Consider the following 17143-nt stretch of genomic DNA (forward strand, 5'->3'; position numbering starts at 1 on the left):
GGCGAAACCGAAGCGACCTCGAGGGGCTAGCCGCTGCAGCTGGACAATAAGAAAAGCGGAAGCGGCGAGCGCTTCTGCAGAACGCCTGGACCCGGGAGCAGAGTTGCTCCCGGGTTTTTGCTTTACCGAAATGAAGTTCACAATAGCGCAAGTGTCTGCTATACTCTGACAGGGTTAACAGAGCATATAACGGAATGAGGAAACAAAATAATGATGAAAACAAAACAGCGAAACCGCAAAGAGCCGCATCCGCTGCTGACAATATTCCTGGATTACTTCAGCATTATCGTCGGCTCGGCCATCGTAGCGATTTCATTTAACGTGCTGTTATTGCCGAATGAAGTCGCATCAGGCGGCGTCAGCGGAATCAGTACGATTTTAAAAGGCGTATTCGATTGGAAGCCGGCCTTTGTGCAATGGGCATTCAATATTCCATTGTTCGTGGCAGGCGTCATCTTGCTCGGCAAAAATTTTGGCATCAAAACAGCTGTAGGAACTGTATTCCTGCCATTTGTGGTCTTTATGACCGAAAGCTGGGAGCCCTGGACGCTTAATCCGCTCCTCGGAGCGCTGATCGGCGGCATCATGGTCGGCTTGGGATTAGGCATTGTCTTCCGCGGCAAGGCTTCGACGGGCGGCACGGACTTGGCGGCACAAATCATCACGAAATTCACCGGCATGACGCTGGGCACAAGTGTTGCGTTGATCGATGGCATGATTGTGCTTGCGGCAGCTTTGGTGTTTGATATTGAGAAAGGGCTTTATGCCCTGATCGGCCTGTATGTGACGAGCAAGACGATCGACCTTGTACAGGTCGGCTTCGGCCGCTCCAAACTTGTCTACATCATAACGAACAAACAGGTTGAAATGCGTGATGCGATTTATGAAGAAATTGATCGCGGCGTGACGAAACTGCCGGCAACCGGCGGCTACACCGATGCAGAAAAGCCGATCATTATGGTCGTCGTGCACCAGACGGAATTTTCCCGGCTGAAGCAATTGGTGAAAACTGTCGATCCTTCAGCCTTCGTCATCGTCTCCGATGCGGCGGAAGTGCTCGGTGAGGGTTTTAAACGGGCGTAGGTCAGGTATACTGTAATATGTAAGTTAAATAGCAGAGGAGGAGCAATGCATGAAAAAACAGCTTATGGTTTTATTGTTCGGAACATCGCTGGTTCTTGGCGCATGCGGCGGAGGCGGCGAAGAAACAGCAGAACCGCCGGCTGATTCTGGCGGAGACAGCGGCAGTGAATCATCCGTGGATGCAGAAGCGGTCGTCCAGCAGAATTGCATCTCTTGCCATGGTGAGAACTTGGAAGGTGCAGGAAACTTTCCGCCGTTGAATGATGTCGGTGCCCGATTATCCGAAGAGGAGATCCGAGGGGTCATTGACAACGGCCAAGGTGCAATGCCGCCTGACATCATCGAAGGTGAAGAAGCGGACGCTGTAGCGAAATGGTTGTCCGAGAAGAAGTAAACCAGCCAAAAAGGCTGGTTTTTCTTTTTGTGCGAAAATGATAATAATTTGCCCTTCAGGTATATTTGTGTTAAGTTTAAGCGCGGATTCGCCTTTACTTTCCCCAAAGGAAATCCGATTTTCGTATCTCTCTATAGTTATTCATGAAGACCAATTGATACAAAAATGTAATAAAAATAGAGGTTTAGAATGTTATAATGAGTCTGCCGGATTTTTTCAGACAGAACTGGATTTAAGGAAACTCAATTAATATAGGTGGTTAGCAAATGATTCAAATGAAGAACGTCTACAAAAAATACCCGAACGGCATTGTTGCTCTCAACGGCTTGAACGTTGAAATCGAGCAAGGTGAATTCGTTTATGTAGTGGGTCCCAGTGGAGCCGGAAAGTCGACATTCATCAAAATGATGTATCGGGAAGAACGCCCCTCTTCAGGACAGATGTTAGTGGACGGCATCGATATCGCTACGTTGAAAAATAAGAAAGTGCCTTTGCTGCGCCGCCAGATCGGCGTCGTATTCCAGGACTTTAAATTGCTTCCGCGATTGAATGTCTATGAGAATGTGGCTTTTGCGCTTGAAGTAATTGAAGAGCCGCCGGCAAAAATCCGTGAACGCGTTCTGAGTGTTCTCGACATGGTCGGCCTAAAACATAAAGCCCGCATGTTCCCGACAGAATTGTCCGGAGGCGAACTGCAGCGGGTATCGATTGCGCGGTCCATCGTCAACAAACCGAAAGTGGTCATCGCAGATGAACCGACCGGAAACCTGGATCCTGAAACTTCTTGGGATATCATGAATCTGTTTGAACGGATCAACAGAACCGGGACGACCATCCTGATGGCGACGCACAACCGTGAAATTGTCAACGCCATGCGCCACCGTGTCATTGCGATCGAAGGCGGACTGATTGTCCGTGATGTAGACGGAGGTGACTACGGCTATGAAGGTTAGAACATTAGCGCGCCATTTCCGTGAAAGCTTGAAAAGCCTTGGAAGAAACGGCTGGATGACATTTGCATCCGTCAGTGCCGTTACAGTCACATTGCTGCTCGTAGGAGTCTTCGTGTTGATCATGATGAACTTGAACAAAGTGGCGGACGATCTCGAAAATGATGTCGAGATCAAAGTCTTCGTTTCGCTGGAAGCAGAAGATGCTGATATCACCCAGATGGAAGGCGATATAAGCAGTATGCCGGGCGTGGAATCGGTTGATTATTCCACAAAGGAAGAAGAACTGACTGATTTGGTCCTTGATTTCGGGGACGAATTGAGCTTGTTTGAACAAAGCAATCCATTGTTCGACGTCTTCTATGTAAAAGCAACCGATCCGCAGAAAACGGAGACGGTAGCGAAAGAAATTTCCGCCATCGAGAACATTGAAGATGTGGAATACGGCGAAGGCAAAATCGAGAAGCTATTCGGTTTCTTGAACGCCGGGCGCAATGTCGGGCTGGTCCTGATCCTTGCCTTGCTGTTTACGGCAATGTTCCTGATCTCCAATACGATCCGCATCACCATCGTGGCGCGGCGCCGTGAAATTGAAATCATGAAATTGGTTGGCGCAACAAACTGGTTTGTCCGCATTCCATTCATTTTGGAAGGCATGTGGCTCGGACTGTTGGGATCAATCGTACCGATTGGCCTGGTTGCTGCACTTTATTACAACGTGCTCGACTTTGCACAGCCGAAACTGAGCGGCGAGCTGTTTTCATTGCTTGACTTCACTCCGTTCATCTACCAAGTCAGCGGTTTGATCCTGTTGATGGGTGTTTTTATCGGCGTGTGGGGAAGTTTCATGTCAATCCGTAAATTCCTTCGTGTATAATAGAGCAAATGAGATTACAGAGAGAAAAAGAGAGATAGAAAAGAACGTAAAACCGAAAGGGGAAAACGAACTTGACCTCCAAGCCAAAATGGGCCATGGCGAGTTTAGCTTCTGTATTGGCGCTGTCGGTCATCATGCCGGCCGCCAACGCAGATTCACTGAACGAGCTTGAACAAAAGCAACAGCAAGCTGAACAACAGCAGGACCAATTGAATTCCGGCATCAGCGAGAAAACAAAAGCGATGTCCAAGAATCAGTCAACATTAGAGAAAATCATGGCTGAAATCAACAAGCTAGTGGCAAAAGTCAAAGAGACCCAAGCAAAAATCGCAAGTGTCGAAGGCGATATTGATGTAACCCAAACAGAAATTGAAGAACTTCGGGCATCCATTGCCGAATTGGAACGGAAAATCGCTGAGCGCACCGAATTGCTTCAAGAAAGAGCCCGCGCTATCCAGTTGAGCGGCGGATCTGTTGATTACATAGACGTATTGCTTGGCGCAAACAGCTTTATCGATTTTATCGACCGTTTCTCAGCCGTCAACACATTGATTGAAGCGGACCGTGAAATCATGCGCGAGCAAGCAGAAGACAAAAAACTTCTGGCTGAACAAAAAGCCCAAGTGGAAACAAAGTTGGCGCAGCAGGAAAACCGCCGTGCAGAACTGAAATCACTGAAAGCTTCACTGGACAGCCAAAAAGCGGAACAAGCTGGCCTGAAAAAAGATTTGCAGGCAGAGCAGAAGCGTTTGGCAAGTGAAAAGTCGAAGCTTGTACAGCAGCGTGATGAAGCGATCGAAGTTTCTGCCGAACTCGAAAAGCAGATTATCGCAGAACAAGAGCGATTGGCAGAACTTGCGCGGAAAGCGGAAGAAGAACGCCAGCGGAAATTAGCAGCGGAACGCGCAGCGGCGGAGAAAGCAGCGGCTGAACGCGCTGCAGCAGAACGTGCCGCAGCAGAGCGTGCACGCCAGGAAGCGGCTGAACAAGCGGCAGTACGGAAAGCCGATGCTTCTTCACAAAAAGCAGCTGCGCCTAAGAGAAGCGCGGCACCGGCACCGGCACCAACTCCTGCGGCAGCCTACACGGCTCCTGTGAGCGCGGACTTTATCCGTCCGACAACCGGCCGCTTCACTTCCGATTTCGGATGGAGAAACATCGGTTCCGGCCCTGAATTCCACCAAGGTGTGGATATTGCAAACAGTGTTGGGACGAACGTTGTATCAGCAGCGAACGGTTTCGTGTCCTATGCCGGCTCAATGGGCGGCTATGGAAATGTGGTCATCGTTACCCATTCCATTAATGGACAGACGCATGCGACTGTTTATGCACACTTGAACTCAATCGGCGTTTCTGTCGGCCAGTCGGTCGGGCAGGGGCAAAGCGTCGGCCAGATGGGGAATACAGGGCGTTCATTCGGATCGCACCTTCATTTTGAAATCCATGTCGGCCCTTGGAATGGCGCCCGTTCAAATGCAGTCAATCCAGAAAACTTCGTTTCATTAAGATAAGTTTCGCCGGCATCCTAACAGATGCCGGTTTTTTGATTTTATTCACATTTAGGCATTTGGCATAGTGGAATTCTGCTGAGGATCTATCGTATGATGAAAGCTGGACGGGGTGAAAATGATGTCGAAGAAAATAGTCGGATTAATGATCGTGGCCGTGCTGATCGGGGTGATGGTGGTCGGCGTTGTCAAAGATAATATTGAAGAAACTTCGGAATTTGATAATGTGGCGCTCGGAAGCGAAGTGGAATTCCTGGCTACGAAAGAAGGGCTGGCGCTCGGGGAAACAGCACCGGATTTCGAACTGGAAACACTTGAAGGCGAGACCGCCAAGCTTTCCGATTACCGGGGCAAAAAAGTGATTTTGAATTTCTGGACGACCTGGTGTCCGCCATGCCGGGCTGAAATGCCGCATATGCAGGATTATTATGACCAGAAGGCAAAAGAGGATAATGTCGAAATTCTAGCCGTCAATTTGACGACTGCGGACCATGGCATGGAAAAGATCACTTCTTTCGTCAGTGAATATGGCTTGGCTTTTCCTATTCTTCTGGACGCTGAAGGGGATATGGGGGCGGTCTACCAAGCGGTGACCATTCCCACTTCCTATATCCTGGATACGGAAGGGCGGGTCCAGAATAAATTTGTCGGCCCGATGGATCAGGCAACCATTGAAGAACTGATCGGAAAAATCGAATAAGGGGATGAGCGGATGAAATCTTTTGAAACGAAATCGGTCCAAACAGCAGCAATGAAAGAACGGTCGATCCAACCGGCCGTAATGCCAATCTACCAAACGTCAGCGTTCGCATTTTCTTCGCTTGAAGAAATGGAAGGCTATTACGAAGGGAACGGCACGTATTTGTATTCGCGTACCGCCAATCCGAATACCGATGCACTAGGACAGACAGTGGCCGGCCTTGAAGGAGCACCGAGCGGCGTCTCAGCCTCTTCCGGAACGGCAGCGATTCTGGCCGGCATCCTTGCCGTCGTCGGCAGCGGCGACCACGTGCTGGCTGCAGAAGATGTCTACGGCGGAACTTTCCATCTCCTGAAAGAGGAATTGGTACGGCTCGGGATCACCGTGCATTTCGCTGATTTTTCCAAGGTCGGTGAAATTGAGCAGGTGCTGATCGATTTCCCGGAAATCAAGCTGATTTTTAGCGAATCCATCACCAATCCCTTCTTACGGGTGGAAGACATCACTGTACTGGAAGGGCTGAAGAAACATTACGGAGCAAAGCTCATGATCGACAATACATTCGCTACGCCCTACAGCATCCAGCCGTACACTTTAGGAGCGGACATGGTGGCCCACAGTGCGACCAAATACCTCGGCGGCCATAGTGATGTAACAGCCGGTGTTTTGGTGGGGTCCAAGGAACTGATCCGCATCGCCGAAAACCGCATTGTCAACCTTGGCATGAATTTAAGCCCGTTTGAAGCCTGGCTGGCAGTCCGCGGCATCAAGACCTTGGCGCTCCGAATGAAAACGCAGACGGAGAACGCAGCGGCAATCGCCGATTTCCTAAAAGGCAAGGCAGAAGTATGGTACCCGGGCATCGGAGCCATCGTCACGTTTGCTTTGCCGGAAGAAATGGATATTTACCGCTTCTTTTCTTCGCTTGGCTGGATCAAGATCGTTCCGACACTGGCAGGAGTTGAGACGTCGGTATCTTATCCGTATGGAACCTCGCACCGGGCGTTGTCGGAAGAAGAGAAAGAGAAAGTCGGCGTGACGAAGCAAGTGGTCCGCCTATCAGCCGGCATCGAAGGGGCCGACGATATCATCGCTCAGCTCGGCACCGCATTCGCTAACTGAAAAAGAAGTGCCGGAACCGCTGTTTCTTTGGTACAATGATAAGAAACGTCTGTTGCAGTGAATAGGATGGTGTAAAAGAAGTGATAATGGATTTGTTGCTAGACATAGGAAAGTTTTTTGTAAATCCTGTTTTGTACATAGCGCTGCTGGCGGCAATCCTGCTGGGGTACTTCCGCGTCAAGCGGGAACGGAAAATGTTCCGCACGCGGATTGAATGGGGCGGCACGGAATTCGCCGGGCTGATCAAAGACGGCTTGCTGTTTGCCTTGATCCTTTCTGCCGCCATTGCTGGGATCGGTTTGGCCGTGCCGCTCCAGTGGCTGATCGGGCTGAGCATCATCAGTGCGCTTATGATGATTTCGGGCATCTACTACCTGGGGTCTTTCATCTATTTGGCGCTCGGGGCCGTGATTCTTGGCTGGCTCGCCAGCAACCAGGAATGGTCTGCCGACCTGCTCCTCGCTGAATACAACGGATTGTTCGTCGATTGGGCATGGCTCATTCCGGTGGCTTTGATCGCCGGTGCGCTCCTTGTAGTGGAAGGGATCCTGGTACGGCGCCACGGGGCAGCATCAGCGTCTCCACGCCTTGAGAAATCGTCCCGGGGGCTGTTAGCCGCCACCTATATGTCGAAACGGTTATGGCTTTTGCCGATCCTCTTCGTCGTGCCGAGCACGGTGATTGAGGCGCTGCCTTACTGGCCGCAGCTACCGATTGGCGGAAGTTCCTTCTCGCTGATCCTGTTCCCGGTCGTTTTCGGATTTCAAGGGCTTTCGCGCAACACTTTGCCGGCATACCTTTATCCGAAAATCGGAAATGCCGTCTGGAAAACGGGAGCAGCAACGCTCCTGTTGGCATTGTGCTCATTGTTCTGGGCACCGCTCGCCTTGGCGGCGCTTGTGGCTGGCGCAGCCGGCCGCCTGGCAGTCACCATCTATTTTGAAATGAAACAACGGCAAGGCAATAATGTGGTGGCTCCGCAGCCGCTCGGCGTCATGATCGTCGACGTGCTGCCGGATTCACCGGCACATAAGATGGGCCTTGTGCGCGGGGAAGTGATCCGCAAAGTCAATGGGCTTTCCGTATCCAACGAAATGGAATTGTATGAAGCCATCCAAGTCAATGCGGCCCATTGCCGCCTCGAAGTCCTGGACCACAGCCGGGAAGTCAGGCTGCGCCAGCACGTCATTTTCCGGCACGACCATCACCGCCTTGGGCTGATCGTCGTCAAATAAGGAGCAATGTAAATGGAATCGATGGCCACGAAATTTTTATTGTCCCTGCTTCTGCCGGGGCTGCTCGTCGTACTGTTTACACGAGTCACGTTCAATCACATCATTGGATTGATCCTGACTGTCGCGCTGATAGCAGCGGCAGTCTATGCAGGATATACAAATACCTGGTTTTTATATGTCGTAAATGCGGCTTCCTTGACCCTCGGGTTCTGGTACGCATCCAATATGTATCACCGGTCGAAAAAAGCCGACACTCATGAAGATGAGTGACGGCTTTTTTTCTGTTTTCTAAAAGAAGAACAAGCTATAGCCCGCAAGTACGGCGATGGACCCAAGGACGACGAAGACGACGTTTGCCCCAGTCAGCGCAATCGCGAATGCCGCAATGGCGCCGATGACGCCGAACCAGATGTTTTCCTGGATGAAGAATATGGCCGGGAAGATAAGCGCACCAAGCACCGCATACGGGATATTCCGAAGAACGTGCTGCACAGGGGCCGGAAGTTCGCGTCCTTCTAGTAATGTCAACGGAATGGCACGGGGCAGGTAGGTCACTGCCGCCATGCCGAAAATCATCCACCAGAACCAAGCACCCATTAAGAATTACCGCCTTTCGAGGATATGAGTTCAATAATGATGGCTGATGCCAGCGTGGAAACCAAAATCGCCCAGCCGGTCGAAAGCCAGCCTGTAAAATAGAAAACGGAGTTGATCATGCCGGCAATCAGCGCCAGGCTGACGACTTTTCGGTTGCCGCGCATGGATGGCACGAGCAAGCCGACGAACATGGCGTAGAGTGCGATGGACATCGCGGATTGCAGGAAATGGGGAAGATTCGCACCGATCAAGTGGCCGAGCGAAGTGAAGACGACCCAACTGCCGTACGAAATGAGGATGACCCCGGCCGCAAAAGAGGTCTTCACCCGCTCCTCCCGCTGGATGGCAAGTACAGCAAAGGATTCGTCGGTGATGCCGAAAGCATACAACGCCTTTTTCCAGACTGGGGCCGGCTCCATCTTTTCATTCAATGCAGCGGTCATCAGAAAATGACGGATATTGACAATAAACGTATTCAAGACAATGAGGATTGGTGCGACGCCAGCCGTTATCAGGGACAAGGAGATATATTGAGCAGCTCCCGCAAAAACGAAAATGCTCATCGCTGTCGCTTCGATCAACGACAGCCCGGTGGTCTTGGCAAGCAATCCAAATGTCAGGGCCACAGGGAAATAGCCGATGGCAATACTCATACCGGCTTTCAGGCCTGCAGAAAATCCACGCGCTTCCATTTGACTCGCTCCTTATGTAAAAGTATTTCTCTTTTCCAAACGTGTGGAAAGAGTGTAAAGTAATCAATATAGTCTATCATACAATAATTCGTTTTTTGAAGAAGATTTTCAAAAACTGCTTCCGGCAAGAAATGAACATCGGGAATGCAGGAGATTATCTATAGCACAATAATGGCATTCAAATTGGACTGGTAAAGGATGGAACTCATGGCAGACTTTTTTTCGATGGAAAATATTTTAGAGTTGACGCAGTCATACCGGGCTTTCGGCCCGCTCATCGGTTTTTTGCTGCCGTTTCTGGAAGCATTTCTGCCGTTTCTGCCTTTATTTGTATTCGTGTTTGCGAATGCGACCGCCTACGGGCTATGGCTCGGTTTCCTGATTTCCTGGGGGGGCACCGTGATTGGCGCATATGCTGTGTTTTTAGTAGTCCGGAAATACGGACGCGCCAGGTTTATGAATTTCATGACAAGGCATGACAAAGTGCAAAAGCTCATCCATTGGGTAGAGCGCAACGGCTTCGCGCCGCTGTTTCTCTTACTGTGCTTTCCGTTCACGCCATCGGCCCTTGTCAATTTGGTGGCAGGGCTTTCGAACATCAGCAAGCATTATTATTTATTGACGGTCATGGCGGGGAAATTCGTCATGGTTTTCATGATCTCGTTTGTCGGCTACGACCTGCGTGCGCTTTTTACCCAGCCGCTCCGTACGGCAATAGTTGTCGCCGTCATCGCAGCGCTTTATATTATCGGGAAGGTACTCGAGAAGCGGCTGCATAAGAAAGTGGAAGAGGATTTCCGCCAAGTGCGGGAAGAACGCAGCAAAGAAAAGTGATCATAGTGGCGTCCAGCAAGAATTTCTTATAAAATTAGAACATACGTTCTATTTAAAGGGAGTGAATTTATGGCATTGCGAATCGTGTACGGCCGAGCAGGTTCGGGGAAAACCCGATTTATCCAGGAGGAAATAGCGGAAGAGCTGAAACGCAGCCGGGACGGAGATCCGATTTTCATGATTGTTCCGGATCAGATGTCCTTCTCGACAGAATACCGGCTGTCATCTGCCTATGGCATGCAGGGCATGATCCGCGCACAGGCTGTGACATTCAAGCGCCTGGCGTGGCGCGTGCTGCAGGAAGTCGGGGGCATCAGCCGGAAGGAAGTTGATACGTTCGGCTACCGCATGCTGATCCGCAGCTTGTTGGAAGAGCACCGGGAAGACTTCCAGTTGTTCCGCAGAGCAGCCGGCAAGCGCGGATTCACCGACCAGATCGAGCAATTGGTCAAGGAATTCGCACGGTATTGCGTCGACTGCGGCGAGTTCACCAATATCCGGTCGTCGCTGGCATCGGTCGGCGCCCCACGCACATTGCTCGACAAAGCGGCAGACTTGGAATTGATCCTGGCCCAGATCGAGAGCCGGCTCGGAAAAGTGTTTGTCGATTCGGAAGGCCATCTGGCGCTTCTCGCTGAAAAGATCAAACATTCCGGGCTTATCAAAGAAGCCGATATATACATTGATGGATTTGTGACATTCACCGTCCGCGAATACGAAATCATCCGCGAATTGATGAAATATGCCAAAAACGTCACCATTGCTTTGCCGATGGACGAGGAGAGCGACCCGTTCGATGAGCAGGCGCTTTTTTACCAGCCGGCAAATACGGCGCGCCGTTTGAAAGAGATGGCGCAAAAAGAAGGCGTCGAAGAGGATTTTCCGCATTACCTGGAACAGCCCCTGCGCTTCAACAATCCGCAATTGGCGCATCTTGAACGCCATTTTGATGAATACCCCGTCAGGGCTTCGGGATCCGATGGCCATATCGGCCTGGTAGAAGCGGCGAACAGGCGGGCGGAAGTCCATGCCATGGCCCGCTCCATCAGGCAGCAGGCCATGGAAGGGATGCGCTTTAAGGACATCGCGATCCTGTACCGCCAGCCCGAAGTATACGATGAATTGATCAATACCATTTTTCCTCAATATGATATTCCGTACTTTATCAGCCGAAAAAAATCGATGCTTCACCATCCGCTGATCGAATTCAGCCGGTCGGTCCTTGAGGCCGTCCAGTCCAATTATTCCTACGAGCCTGTGTTCCGCGCAGTCAAGACGGATCTGTTCTTTCCGGAAGGCAGTGTATCGAAATGGCGCGAACGGAGCGACCTCCTGGAGAATTTCATCATCGCGAACGGCATTTACGGGGAGCGCTGGTTTGATGAAAAGCGCTGGTTCTACAAAAAGTACCGCGGCCTTGAAATGCATACTGGCATCCAGACCGACGAAGAATTGGCGGCCCAAGTGGAGCTGCACGCCGTCCGCGACCTTGTGCGCGAACCCATGCAGCGCCTGAAAGGGCGGCTGGATGAGTGCCGCACAGGACGTGACTTCGCTGAAGCGCTTTTCCTCTTTATTGAAGAACAGGATGTCTACAGCAAGCTTCAGAGCCTGAAAGAGCGAGAAGAAGCGGAACACCGCCTGCTGTCGGCGACAGAGCATGAGCAGGCCTGGAACCAATGGGTGGAAGTGCTCGACCAGTTCGTTCTGATGTTCGGGGACAAGGAAATCAGCCTGAGCACGGCTGTCAAAATCCTCGATGAAGGATTTGAAACGCTGGAGTTCTCGAGGATTCCGCCATCGCTTGACCAAGTGACAGTCTCCAAACTCGATCTCGCCCGTCTGATGGACATCAAATCCGTTTTCGTCATTGGCGCAAACGATGGTGTTCTGCCGCGGCGCGTCGAACAGGAGGGCCTCTTGACAGATACCGACCGCGAATGGTTTGCGCAAGTCGGTTTTGAACTTGCGCCCACCTCCAGAATGCGGTTGATGGATGAAACGTATATGGCTTACCGCGCATTCACGTCCGGGTCCGATCTGTTGACGGTTTCCTATCCGATTGCGGATGAAGAAGGAAAGGCGCTCCTGCCGTCGCTTTATATCCAGAAACTTCGGGATATGTTCGCACTAGATGTGATTCCGGCAGCAACTGATCCGGCCGACCTGGCCGGGGCGGAGCCGCTTGCGTACATTTCCCATCCGCGCGCGACACTTGCCTATTTAACGTCACAGCTGCGCGGAGGAGAGTTAAGTGCCGAATGGAAGGCCGTCCTCTCCTATTACCGCGGAGACCCCTTGTGGGCTTCTGTCGTAGCGCGTATACTCGAACCGGCCAAGCCCAATAAAGCCGATCCGCTGCGGGAAGACATTGCAGAGCCGTTATACGGCACACCGGTCGCTGCCAGTGTGTCGCGTGTGGAAACTTATTTCGGCTGTCCGTTTGCCCAGTATGTCGCTTACGGCCTCCGGCTTGAAGAGCGTGACCAGTATAAATTGGCGGCTCCCGCGATGGGCGATTTGTTCCATGCGGCCATCAAGTGGATATCAGATGAAGTTTCGCGCCTGGGCTTGTCGTGGTCCGAAATCACGCAGAAGCAGGCGCAGGAATTGTCGAAACAGGCCGTCGAGCAATTGTCGCCTTACTTCGTCAACCACATCCTGATGAGTTCGCACCGTTACCGGTATATCCAGCATAAATTGCAAGCAATCATCCGCCAGACTGCGTTCATGCTGGGCAAGCATGCCAAGGTCACCGGCTTTTCGCCGGTCGCACTGGATGTCGGCTTCGGTTTGAAGGAAGCCGTGCCGCCCCTTGCCATCGGCTTGAAAGGCGGGCGCAGCATGAACATCCGCGGGCGCATCGACCGCATCGATGCCACCGAAATCAATGGAAAGCCGTATCTGCGGATCATCGATTACAAGTCTTCCAAGCAGGGATTGGAGCTGGGCGACGTCTATCACGGGCTTGCCCTACAGACGTTCACTTATCTCGATGTCGCATTGGACAACGCGGAACGCTGGCTGGAGCGTGAGGCGGAACCGGCAGGCGTCCTGTATTTCCATATGCACAATCCGATGCTGAAGCTCACCAAGCTGATGACAGCTGAAGAAGTGGAAGAAGAGGTGGCAAAATCATTCAAGATGAACGGGCTGCTCGTCGAGGATCCGGACGTCATCCGCGCCATGGACAGCGGCATCGACGGCTATTCGAATGTCGTGCCGGTAAGGATGAACAAAAGCGGAACCATCTCCGCATCCCAGTCCAAAACGGTCCAAAAAGAAGACATGGAAGCGATTCGGCGCTTTGTCCGCAACAAGCACCAAAGCGCCGGGAACGGCATATTAGATGGCGATACGCGCATCACGCCTTATAAAGTGAAGGAAGATACGCCTTGCCAATTCTGCTCTTACCGTTCCATCTGCCAGTTTGACCCGGCGGACCCGGACCAGCATTACCGGAAACTTCCTGCTTTGAGCAACGACAAAGCAGTAGAATTGATTCGAAAGGAGACGACAGACGATGATTCCGAACAAACCGACTGATGCCACATGGACTGACGAGCAATGGCAGGCCATCTGGGCAAAAGGGCAGGATATGCTCGTGTCAGCTGCTGCCGGCTCCGGAAAAACGGCGGTACTGATCAACCGGATGATTGAGAAAGTGATCGCCGAGGAAGACCCGATTTCGGTCGATGAGCTGCTGGTCGTGACATTCACGAACGCATCGGCTGCCGAAATGCGCCACCGGATGCTTGGGGCGCTGGAAGAAGCCGTAGCGCAAAATCCGGAATCCAAGCATTTGAGAAAACAGCTCCGGCTGATCAATAAAGCCCAGATTTCGACGCTGCACTCGTTCTGCCTGCAAGTCGTGAAGCAATATGCCTATTTATTGGAAATCGATCCGGGTTTCCGCATCGCCAACGAAACGGAAGCGGCCCTGCTGCGGGATGATGTGCTGGAAGCTGTTCTCGAAAACGCTTACCAAGGCGAAGGCGCAGAAGCGGTTTACCGGTTGGCCGACAGTTTCACCTCCGACCGGAACGACCAGGCGATGGAAGTGCTCTTAAGCAAGCTATACGATTATTCAAGGGTCCATCCTGAGCCGGAACGCTGGCTCGAAGGGGTGCCGGCACTTTATGCGGTTCCCGAAGGGGCTACAATCGATGATCTGCCGTTTATCGGAGACCTGAAGATGACCATCCGCCACGCGTTTGAAGAAGCGCTCCAGATTGCCCTTGAAGGCAAGATGCTGACGCTTCAGCCGGACGGGCCCGAGGTGTTGGGGGAAACGTTCGATCTGGATCTGGCAGTGATTGAAACCGCCATCGCAGCACTCGAGGAATCATGGGAGGGCCTGTACGCACTAAGCAAATCGTTCAGTTGGCCGAAAGCCGCCACGATCCGGAAGGACACGTGCGACCCGCGTCTGGCAGAAGAAGCCAAAGGGCGGCGCAATGAAGTGAAGAAAATCGTCAATGGCATTTTCGAATCCTATTTCATCCGGAGCCCGAAACGGCTGTTGGCGGAAATGCGGGAAATGGCGCCGCTGATGGAAACGCTCGTGGGCTTGACGAAAACCTTTGCCGCCCAGTACCGGTCGCTGAAAATCGACCGCGCAATCGTCGACTTTTCGGATTTGGAGCATTATGCCCTGGAAATTTTGAGTGAGGGCGGAAAACCTTCCGCCATTGCAAAGGAGTACCAGGCACAATTTAAAGAAGTCCTCGTTGATGAATACCAGGATACGAATATGCTCCAGGAAACCATCTTGTCGCTGGTGAAATCGGGGACGGAAGAAACCGGCAATCTGTTTATGGTCGGTGATGTCAAACAATCGATCTACCGTTTCCGTTTGGCAGAACCGATGCTGTTTTTGGGCAAATACAGCCGGTTCACCAAAGAAGCAGAAGGCACCGGCCTGCGCATCGATTTGAATGCCAATTTCCGCAGCCGAAAGGAAATCTTGGACGGCACCAATTATATCTTCTCCCAGATCATGGGCGAGCGCGTCGGGGAAATCACCTATGACGAAGCAGCTGCCCTGAAGCACCAGGCGCCTTTTCCGGAATCGGATGTACCGATTGAATTGACGCTGATCCATGAGCCGGAAACTGAAGAAGAACCTGAGGACGATCTTGCGAAATCGCAATGGGAAGCCCGCTATATCGCTGCGAAGATCCGGGAGCTGATGGAGCAGGAGACGCTGGTCTATGATCCGTGGAAGCAGCAGAACCGGCCGCTTGAATACAGCGACATCGTCGTGCTGATGCGGTCGATGACATGGTCCGGCGATTTTGTGGACGAGTTCAAAGCGGCCGGCATCCCTCTCTATGCAGAATTGACCGGCGGCTATTTCGATGCGCTTGAAGTGATGATCATGCTCAATACCCTGCGTGTCATCGACAACCCGTTCCAGGACATCCCGCTGGTCTCGGTTTTGCGGGCACCATTCATCGGATTAAAGGAGAACGAGCTGGCCGAGATCCGGCTGGCAGCGCCCAATGCTTCATTCTACGACGCAGTCAAAGCATTCATCCGCAGCGGGACCGGCATCGATCCAGCAGCTGCTGAAAAGCTCCGGCGCTTTACGCTTCAATTGGAAGACTGGCGCAATCTCGCCCGGCGCGGGTCGCTTGCTGAACTGATCTGGCAAGTCTATTTGGATACGAATTATTATGAAATGGCAGGCGCCATGTCGAACGGCAAGCAACGGCAGGCAAATTTGCGCGCGCTCCATGACCGGGCGCTTGAATATGAAAAAACTTCGTTCCGCGGACTGTTCCGCTTTCTGCGGTTTATCGACCGGATGCGTGAGCGCGGCGACGACCTGGGAACTGCCAAATCATTGAGCGAAAAAGAGAATGTCGTCCGCCTGATGACAGTCCATAAGTCAAAAGGGCTCGAATTTCCGGTCGTGTTTTTCGCCGGGGCGGGAAGGTCCTTTAATGAAATGGATTTCCGGAAATCCTATCTATTCGACCAGAAATACGGCCTCGCCGTCAAAGCGATCAATCCGGACACGCGGCTGGAATACACGTCGCTGCCGTTTTTAGCGGTTAAGGAAATGAAGCAGCTGCAGATGAAAGCGGAGGAAATGCGCGTGTTGTATGTCGCAATGACACGGGCCAAAGAGCGGCTGTTCATCACGGCTTCGGTCAAAGATATCGACAAGCTCGTAGAAAAATGGAAAGTGAATTCCCCGTTGACGCTGCTGCCGGACTTTATGCGTTCACGGGCGAAAGGCTATCTGGACTGGATTGGCCCTGCACTTTCCCGCCATCCGGATGCGGCGGAAATTTTTCAGGCCGAGGGGCAAGCGCTTCCGCACCACTCCCGTTTCCGCGTCAGTGTGGTCGAATCGGCTTCTCTGCTGCCGGCTCCGCTCGACGTGGAAGAGCTGCTTCAGCCCCAAACCGGGGATGTGGATTACACGGAAGAAGTGGAAAAGCGCTTCGGTTACCAGTATCCACATTTGGCAGCGACTGAAAAGCGTTCCAAACAATCGGTTTCCGAGATCAAGCGACTGCAGATGCTGCAGCGCCTCGATGAACCGGAATCTTTTATTCAAGCCAGCCGGCCGATTAGCGGTCCATCCCGGAATCCATTGTTCCACCGTCCGGATTTCATGCAGGAACAACGCTTGTCTGCCGCTGATGTCGGGACTGCCGTCCACGCGGTGATGCAGCATTTGCCGCTTGACCGGAAGATGAACTTCACGGAAATCAAGGAATTCATCGAAGAACTGGTCGGCAAGGAAATCCTTTCCCCTGAAGAAGGGAAGGCGGTCCGTGCCAGGGATATTGAAAAATTCTATGCCAGTGCTCTTTTTGGACGCCTTGCAAATGCTTCGAATGTCAAAAGGGAAGTGCCATTTACTTACGCTAAGCCGGACCATGACGGCGACCATCAAATCATCCAAGGGATTGTCGACTGCCTGTTCGAAGAAGAAGGCGGCTGGGTGCTGCTTGATTACAAAACGGACAGCGTGTTCCAGCTGGCGGACGTCGAAAAGGAAATGGGAGCCCGCTATGGCGTGCAGCTCGCTGTTTATCAGGAGGCTGTCGAAGCGATTCTCCAGATACGCATCAAGGAGCGGCTGCTTTATCTATTTGCCGCTGAACAGCTCGTGAAGATTTAGGAGGTTTCCC

At 52.1% G+C, this 17143-nt stretch carries 14 protein-coding genes; 12 read left to right on the top strand and 2 right to left on the bottom strand.

Annotated features, from left to right (window positions below; all coding sequences use genetic code 11):
- Positions 1–210: 210 nt before the first annotated feature.
- From ACTL32_RS02305 to ACTL32_RS02345, 9 genes are all read left to right on the top strand, one after another.
- Positions 211–1083, top strand: a complete 873-nt coding sequence (locus ACTL32_RS02305; RefSeq protein ID WP_441339972.1) for a YitT family protein — start codon at positions 211–213, stop codon at positions 1081–1083.
- 49 nt (positions 1084–1132) lie between these two features.
- The gene (gene cccB, locus ACTL32_RS02310; RefSeq protein ID WP_441339973.1) at positions 1133–1477 is read left to right on the top strand and encodes a cytochrome c551; all 345 of its coding nucleotides are present in this window, start codon (positions 1133–1135) and stop codon (positions 1475–1477) included.
- Between the two features lie 266 nt (positions 1478–1743).
- Entirely contained in the window at positions 1744–2430 is a 687-nt protein-coding gene (gene ftsE, locus ACTL32_RS02315; RefSeq protein WP_204890735.1) for a cell division ATP-binding protein FtsE, read from the top strand.
- A complete protein-coding gene (ftsX, locus tag ACTL32_RS02320; protein WP_204890734.1) occupies positions 2420–3304 on the top strand; it encodes a permease-like cell division protein FtsX in 885 nt (294 codons plus the stop codon). The genes ftsE and ftsX overlap by 11 nt, the downstream gene beginning before the upstream one ends.
- A 71-nt stretch (positions 3305–3375) precedes the next feature.
- Entirely contained in the window at positions 3376–4815 is a 1440-nt protein-coding gene (locus tag ACTL32_RS02325) for a murein hydrolase activator EnvC family protein (RefSeq protein WP_441339974.1), read from the top strand.
- Between the two features lie 118 nt (positions 4816–4933).
- A complete protein-coding gene (locus ACTL32_RS02330; protein ID WP_441339975.1) occupies positions 4934–5512 on the top strand; it encodes a peroxiredoxin family protein in 579 nt (192 codons plus the stop codon).
- 12 nt (positions 5513–5524) lie between these two features.
- The gene (locus tag ACTL32_RS02335) at positions 5525–6634 is read left to right on the top strand and encodes a trans-sulfuration enzyme family protein (protein WP_441339976.1); all 1110 of its coding nucleotides are present in this window, start codon (positions 5525–5527) and stop codon (positions 6632–6634) included.
- A gap of 86 nt (positions 6635–6720) precedes the next feature.
- Positions 6721–7869 (top strand): PDZ domain-containing protein, encoded by a 1149-nt coding sequence (locus ACTL32_RS02340; RefSeq protein ID WP_441339977.1) that lies wholly within the window; start codon positions 6721–6723, stop codon positions 7867–7869.
- Between the two features lie 12 nt (positions 7870–7881).
- A complete protein-coding gene (locus ACTL32_RS02345) occupies positions 7882–8139 on the top strand; it encodes a DUF2198 family protein (RefSeq protein ID WP_204890730.1) in 258 nt (85 codons plus the stop codon).
- An 18-nt stretch (positions 8140–8157) separates the two neighbouring features.
- Here ACTL32_RS02345 and ACTL32_RS02350 read toward each other — a convergent pair whose 3' ends face one another.
- Both ACTL32_RS02350 and ACTL32_RS02355 read right to left on the bottom strand, forming a co-directional pair.
- Complete coding sequence (locus tag ACTL32_RS02350; protein WP_204890729.1) at positions 8158–8466, bottom strand: AzlD domain-containing protein; 309 nt, start codon at positions 8464–8466, stop codon at positions 8158–8160.
- On the bottom strand, positions 8466–9158 hold the full coding sequence (locus ACTL32_RS02355; RefSeq protein WP_204890728.1) for an AzlC family ABC transporter permease: 693 nt from the start codon (positions 9156–9158) through the stop codon (positions 8466–8468). The genes ACTL32_RS02350 and ACTL32_RS02355 overlap by 1 nt, the downstream gene beginning before the upstream one ends.
- 207 nt (positions 9159–9365) lie before the next feature.
- On the opposite strand from ACTL32_RS02355, the gene ACTL32_RS02360 reads away from it, so the two are divergent.
- The 3 genes from ACTL32_RS02360 (at position 9366) to addA (ending at position 17133) form a co-directional block, all read left to right on the top strand.
- Entirely contained in the window at positions 9366–9992 is a 627-nt protein-coding gene (locus ACTL32_RS02360) for a TVP38/TMEM64 family protein (protein WP_377339288.1), read from the top strand.
- A gap of 69 nt (positions 9993–10061) precedes the next feature.
- Complete coding sequence (addB, locus tag ACTL32_RS02365) at positions 10062–13538, top strand: helicase-exonuclease AddAB subunit AddB (RefSeq protein WP_441339978.1); 3477 nt, start codon at positions 10062–10064, stop codon at positions 13536–13538.
- Positions 13516–17133: a helicase-exonuclease AddAB subunit AddA gene (gene addA, locus ACTL32_RS02370; protein ID WP_441339979.1), complete on the top strand. Its 3618-nt coding sequence runs from the start codon at positions 13516–13518 to the stop codon at positions 17131–17133. The genes addB and addA overlap by 23 nt, the downstream gene beginning before the upstream one ends.
- Positions 17134–17143: the final 10 nt, after the last annotated feature.

The organism is Planococcus sp. FY231025 (assembly GCF_052078085.1).
Taxonomy (GTDB): Bacteria; Bacillota; Bacilli; order Bacillales_A; family Planococcaceae; genus Planococcus.

Bases quoted from the DNA above. Each gene is read 5' to 3' on its own strand.
- ACTL32_RS02305 (WP_441339972.1), top strand. From the start codon at position 211: ATGATGAAAACAAAACAGCGAAACCGCAAAGAGCCGCATCCGCTGCTG.
- cccB (WP_441339973.1), top strand. From the start codon at position 1,133: ATGAAAAAACAGCTTATGGTTTTATTGTTCGGAACATCGCTGGTTCTT.
- ftsE (WP_204890735.1), top strand. From the start codon at position 1,744: ATGATTCAAATGAAGAACGTCTACAAAAAATACCCGAACGGCATTGTT.
- ftsX (WP_204890734.1), top strand. From the start codon at position 2,420: ATGAAGGTTAGAACATTAGCGCGCCATTTCCGTGAAAGCTTGAAAAGC.
- ACTL32_RS02330 (WP_441339975.1), top strand. From the start codon at position 4,934: ATGTCGAAGAAAATAGTCGGATTAATGATCGTGGCCGTGCTGATCGGG.
- ACTL32_RS02335 (WP_441339976.1), top strand. From the start codon at position 5,525: ATGAAATCTTTTGAAACGAAATCGGTCCAAACAGCAGCAATGAAAGAA.
- ACTL32_RS02340 (WP_441339977.1), top strand. From the start codon at position 6,721: ATGGATTTGTTGCTAGACATAGGAAAGTTTTTTGTAAATCCTGTTTTG.
- ACTL32_RS02345 (WP_204890730.1), top strand. From the start codon at position 7,882: ATGGAATCGATGGCCACGAAATTTTTATTGTCCCTGCTTCTGCCGGGG.
- ACTL32_RS02350 (WP_204890729.1), bottom strand. From the start codon at position 8,466: ATGGGTGCTTGGTTCTGGTGGATGATTTTCGGCATGGCGGCAGTGACC.
- ACTL32_RS02355 (WP_204890728.1), bottom strand. From the start codon at position 9,158: ATGGAAGCGCGTGGATTTTCTGCAGGCCTGAAAGCCGGTATGAGTATT.
- ACTL32_RS02360 (WP_377339288.1), top strand. From the start codon at position 9,366: ATGGCAGACTTTTTTTCGATGGAAAATATTTTAGAGTTGACGCAGTCA.
- addB (WP_441339978.1), top strand. From the start codon at position 10,062: ATGGCATTGCGAATCGTGTACGGCCGAGCAGGTTCGGGGAAAACCCGA.
- addA (WP_441339979.1), top strand. From the start codon at position 13,516: ATGATTCCGAACAAACCGACTGATGCCACATGGACTGACGAGCAATGG.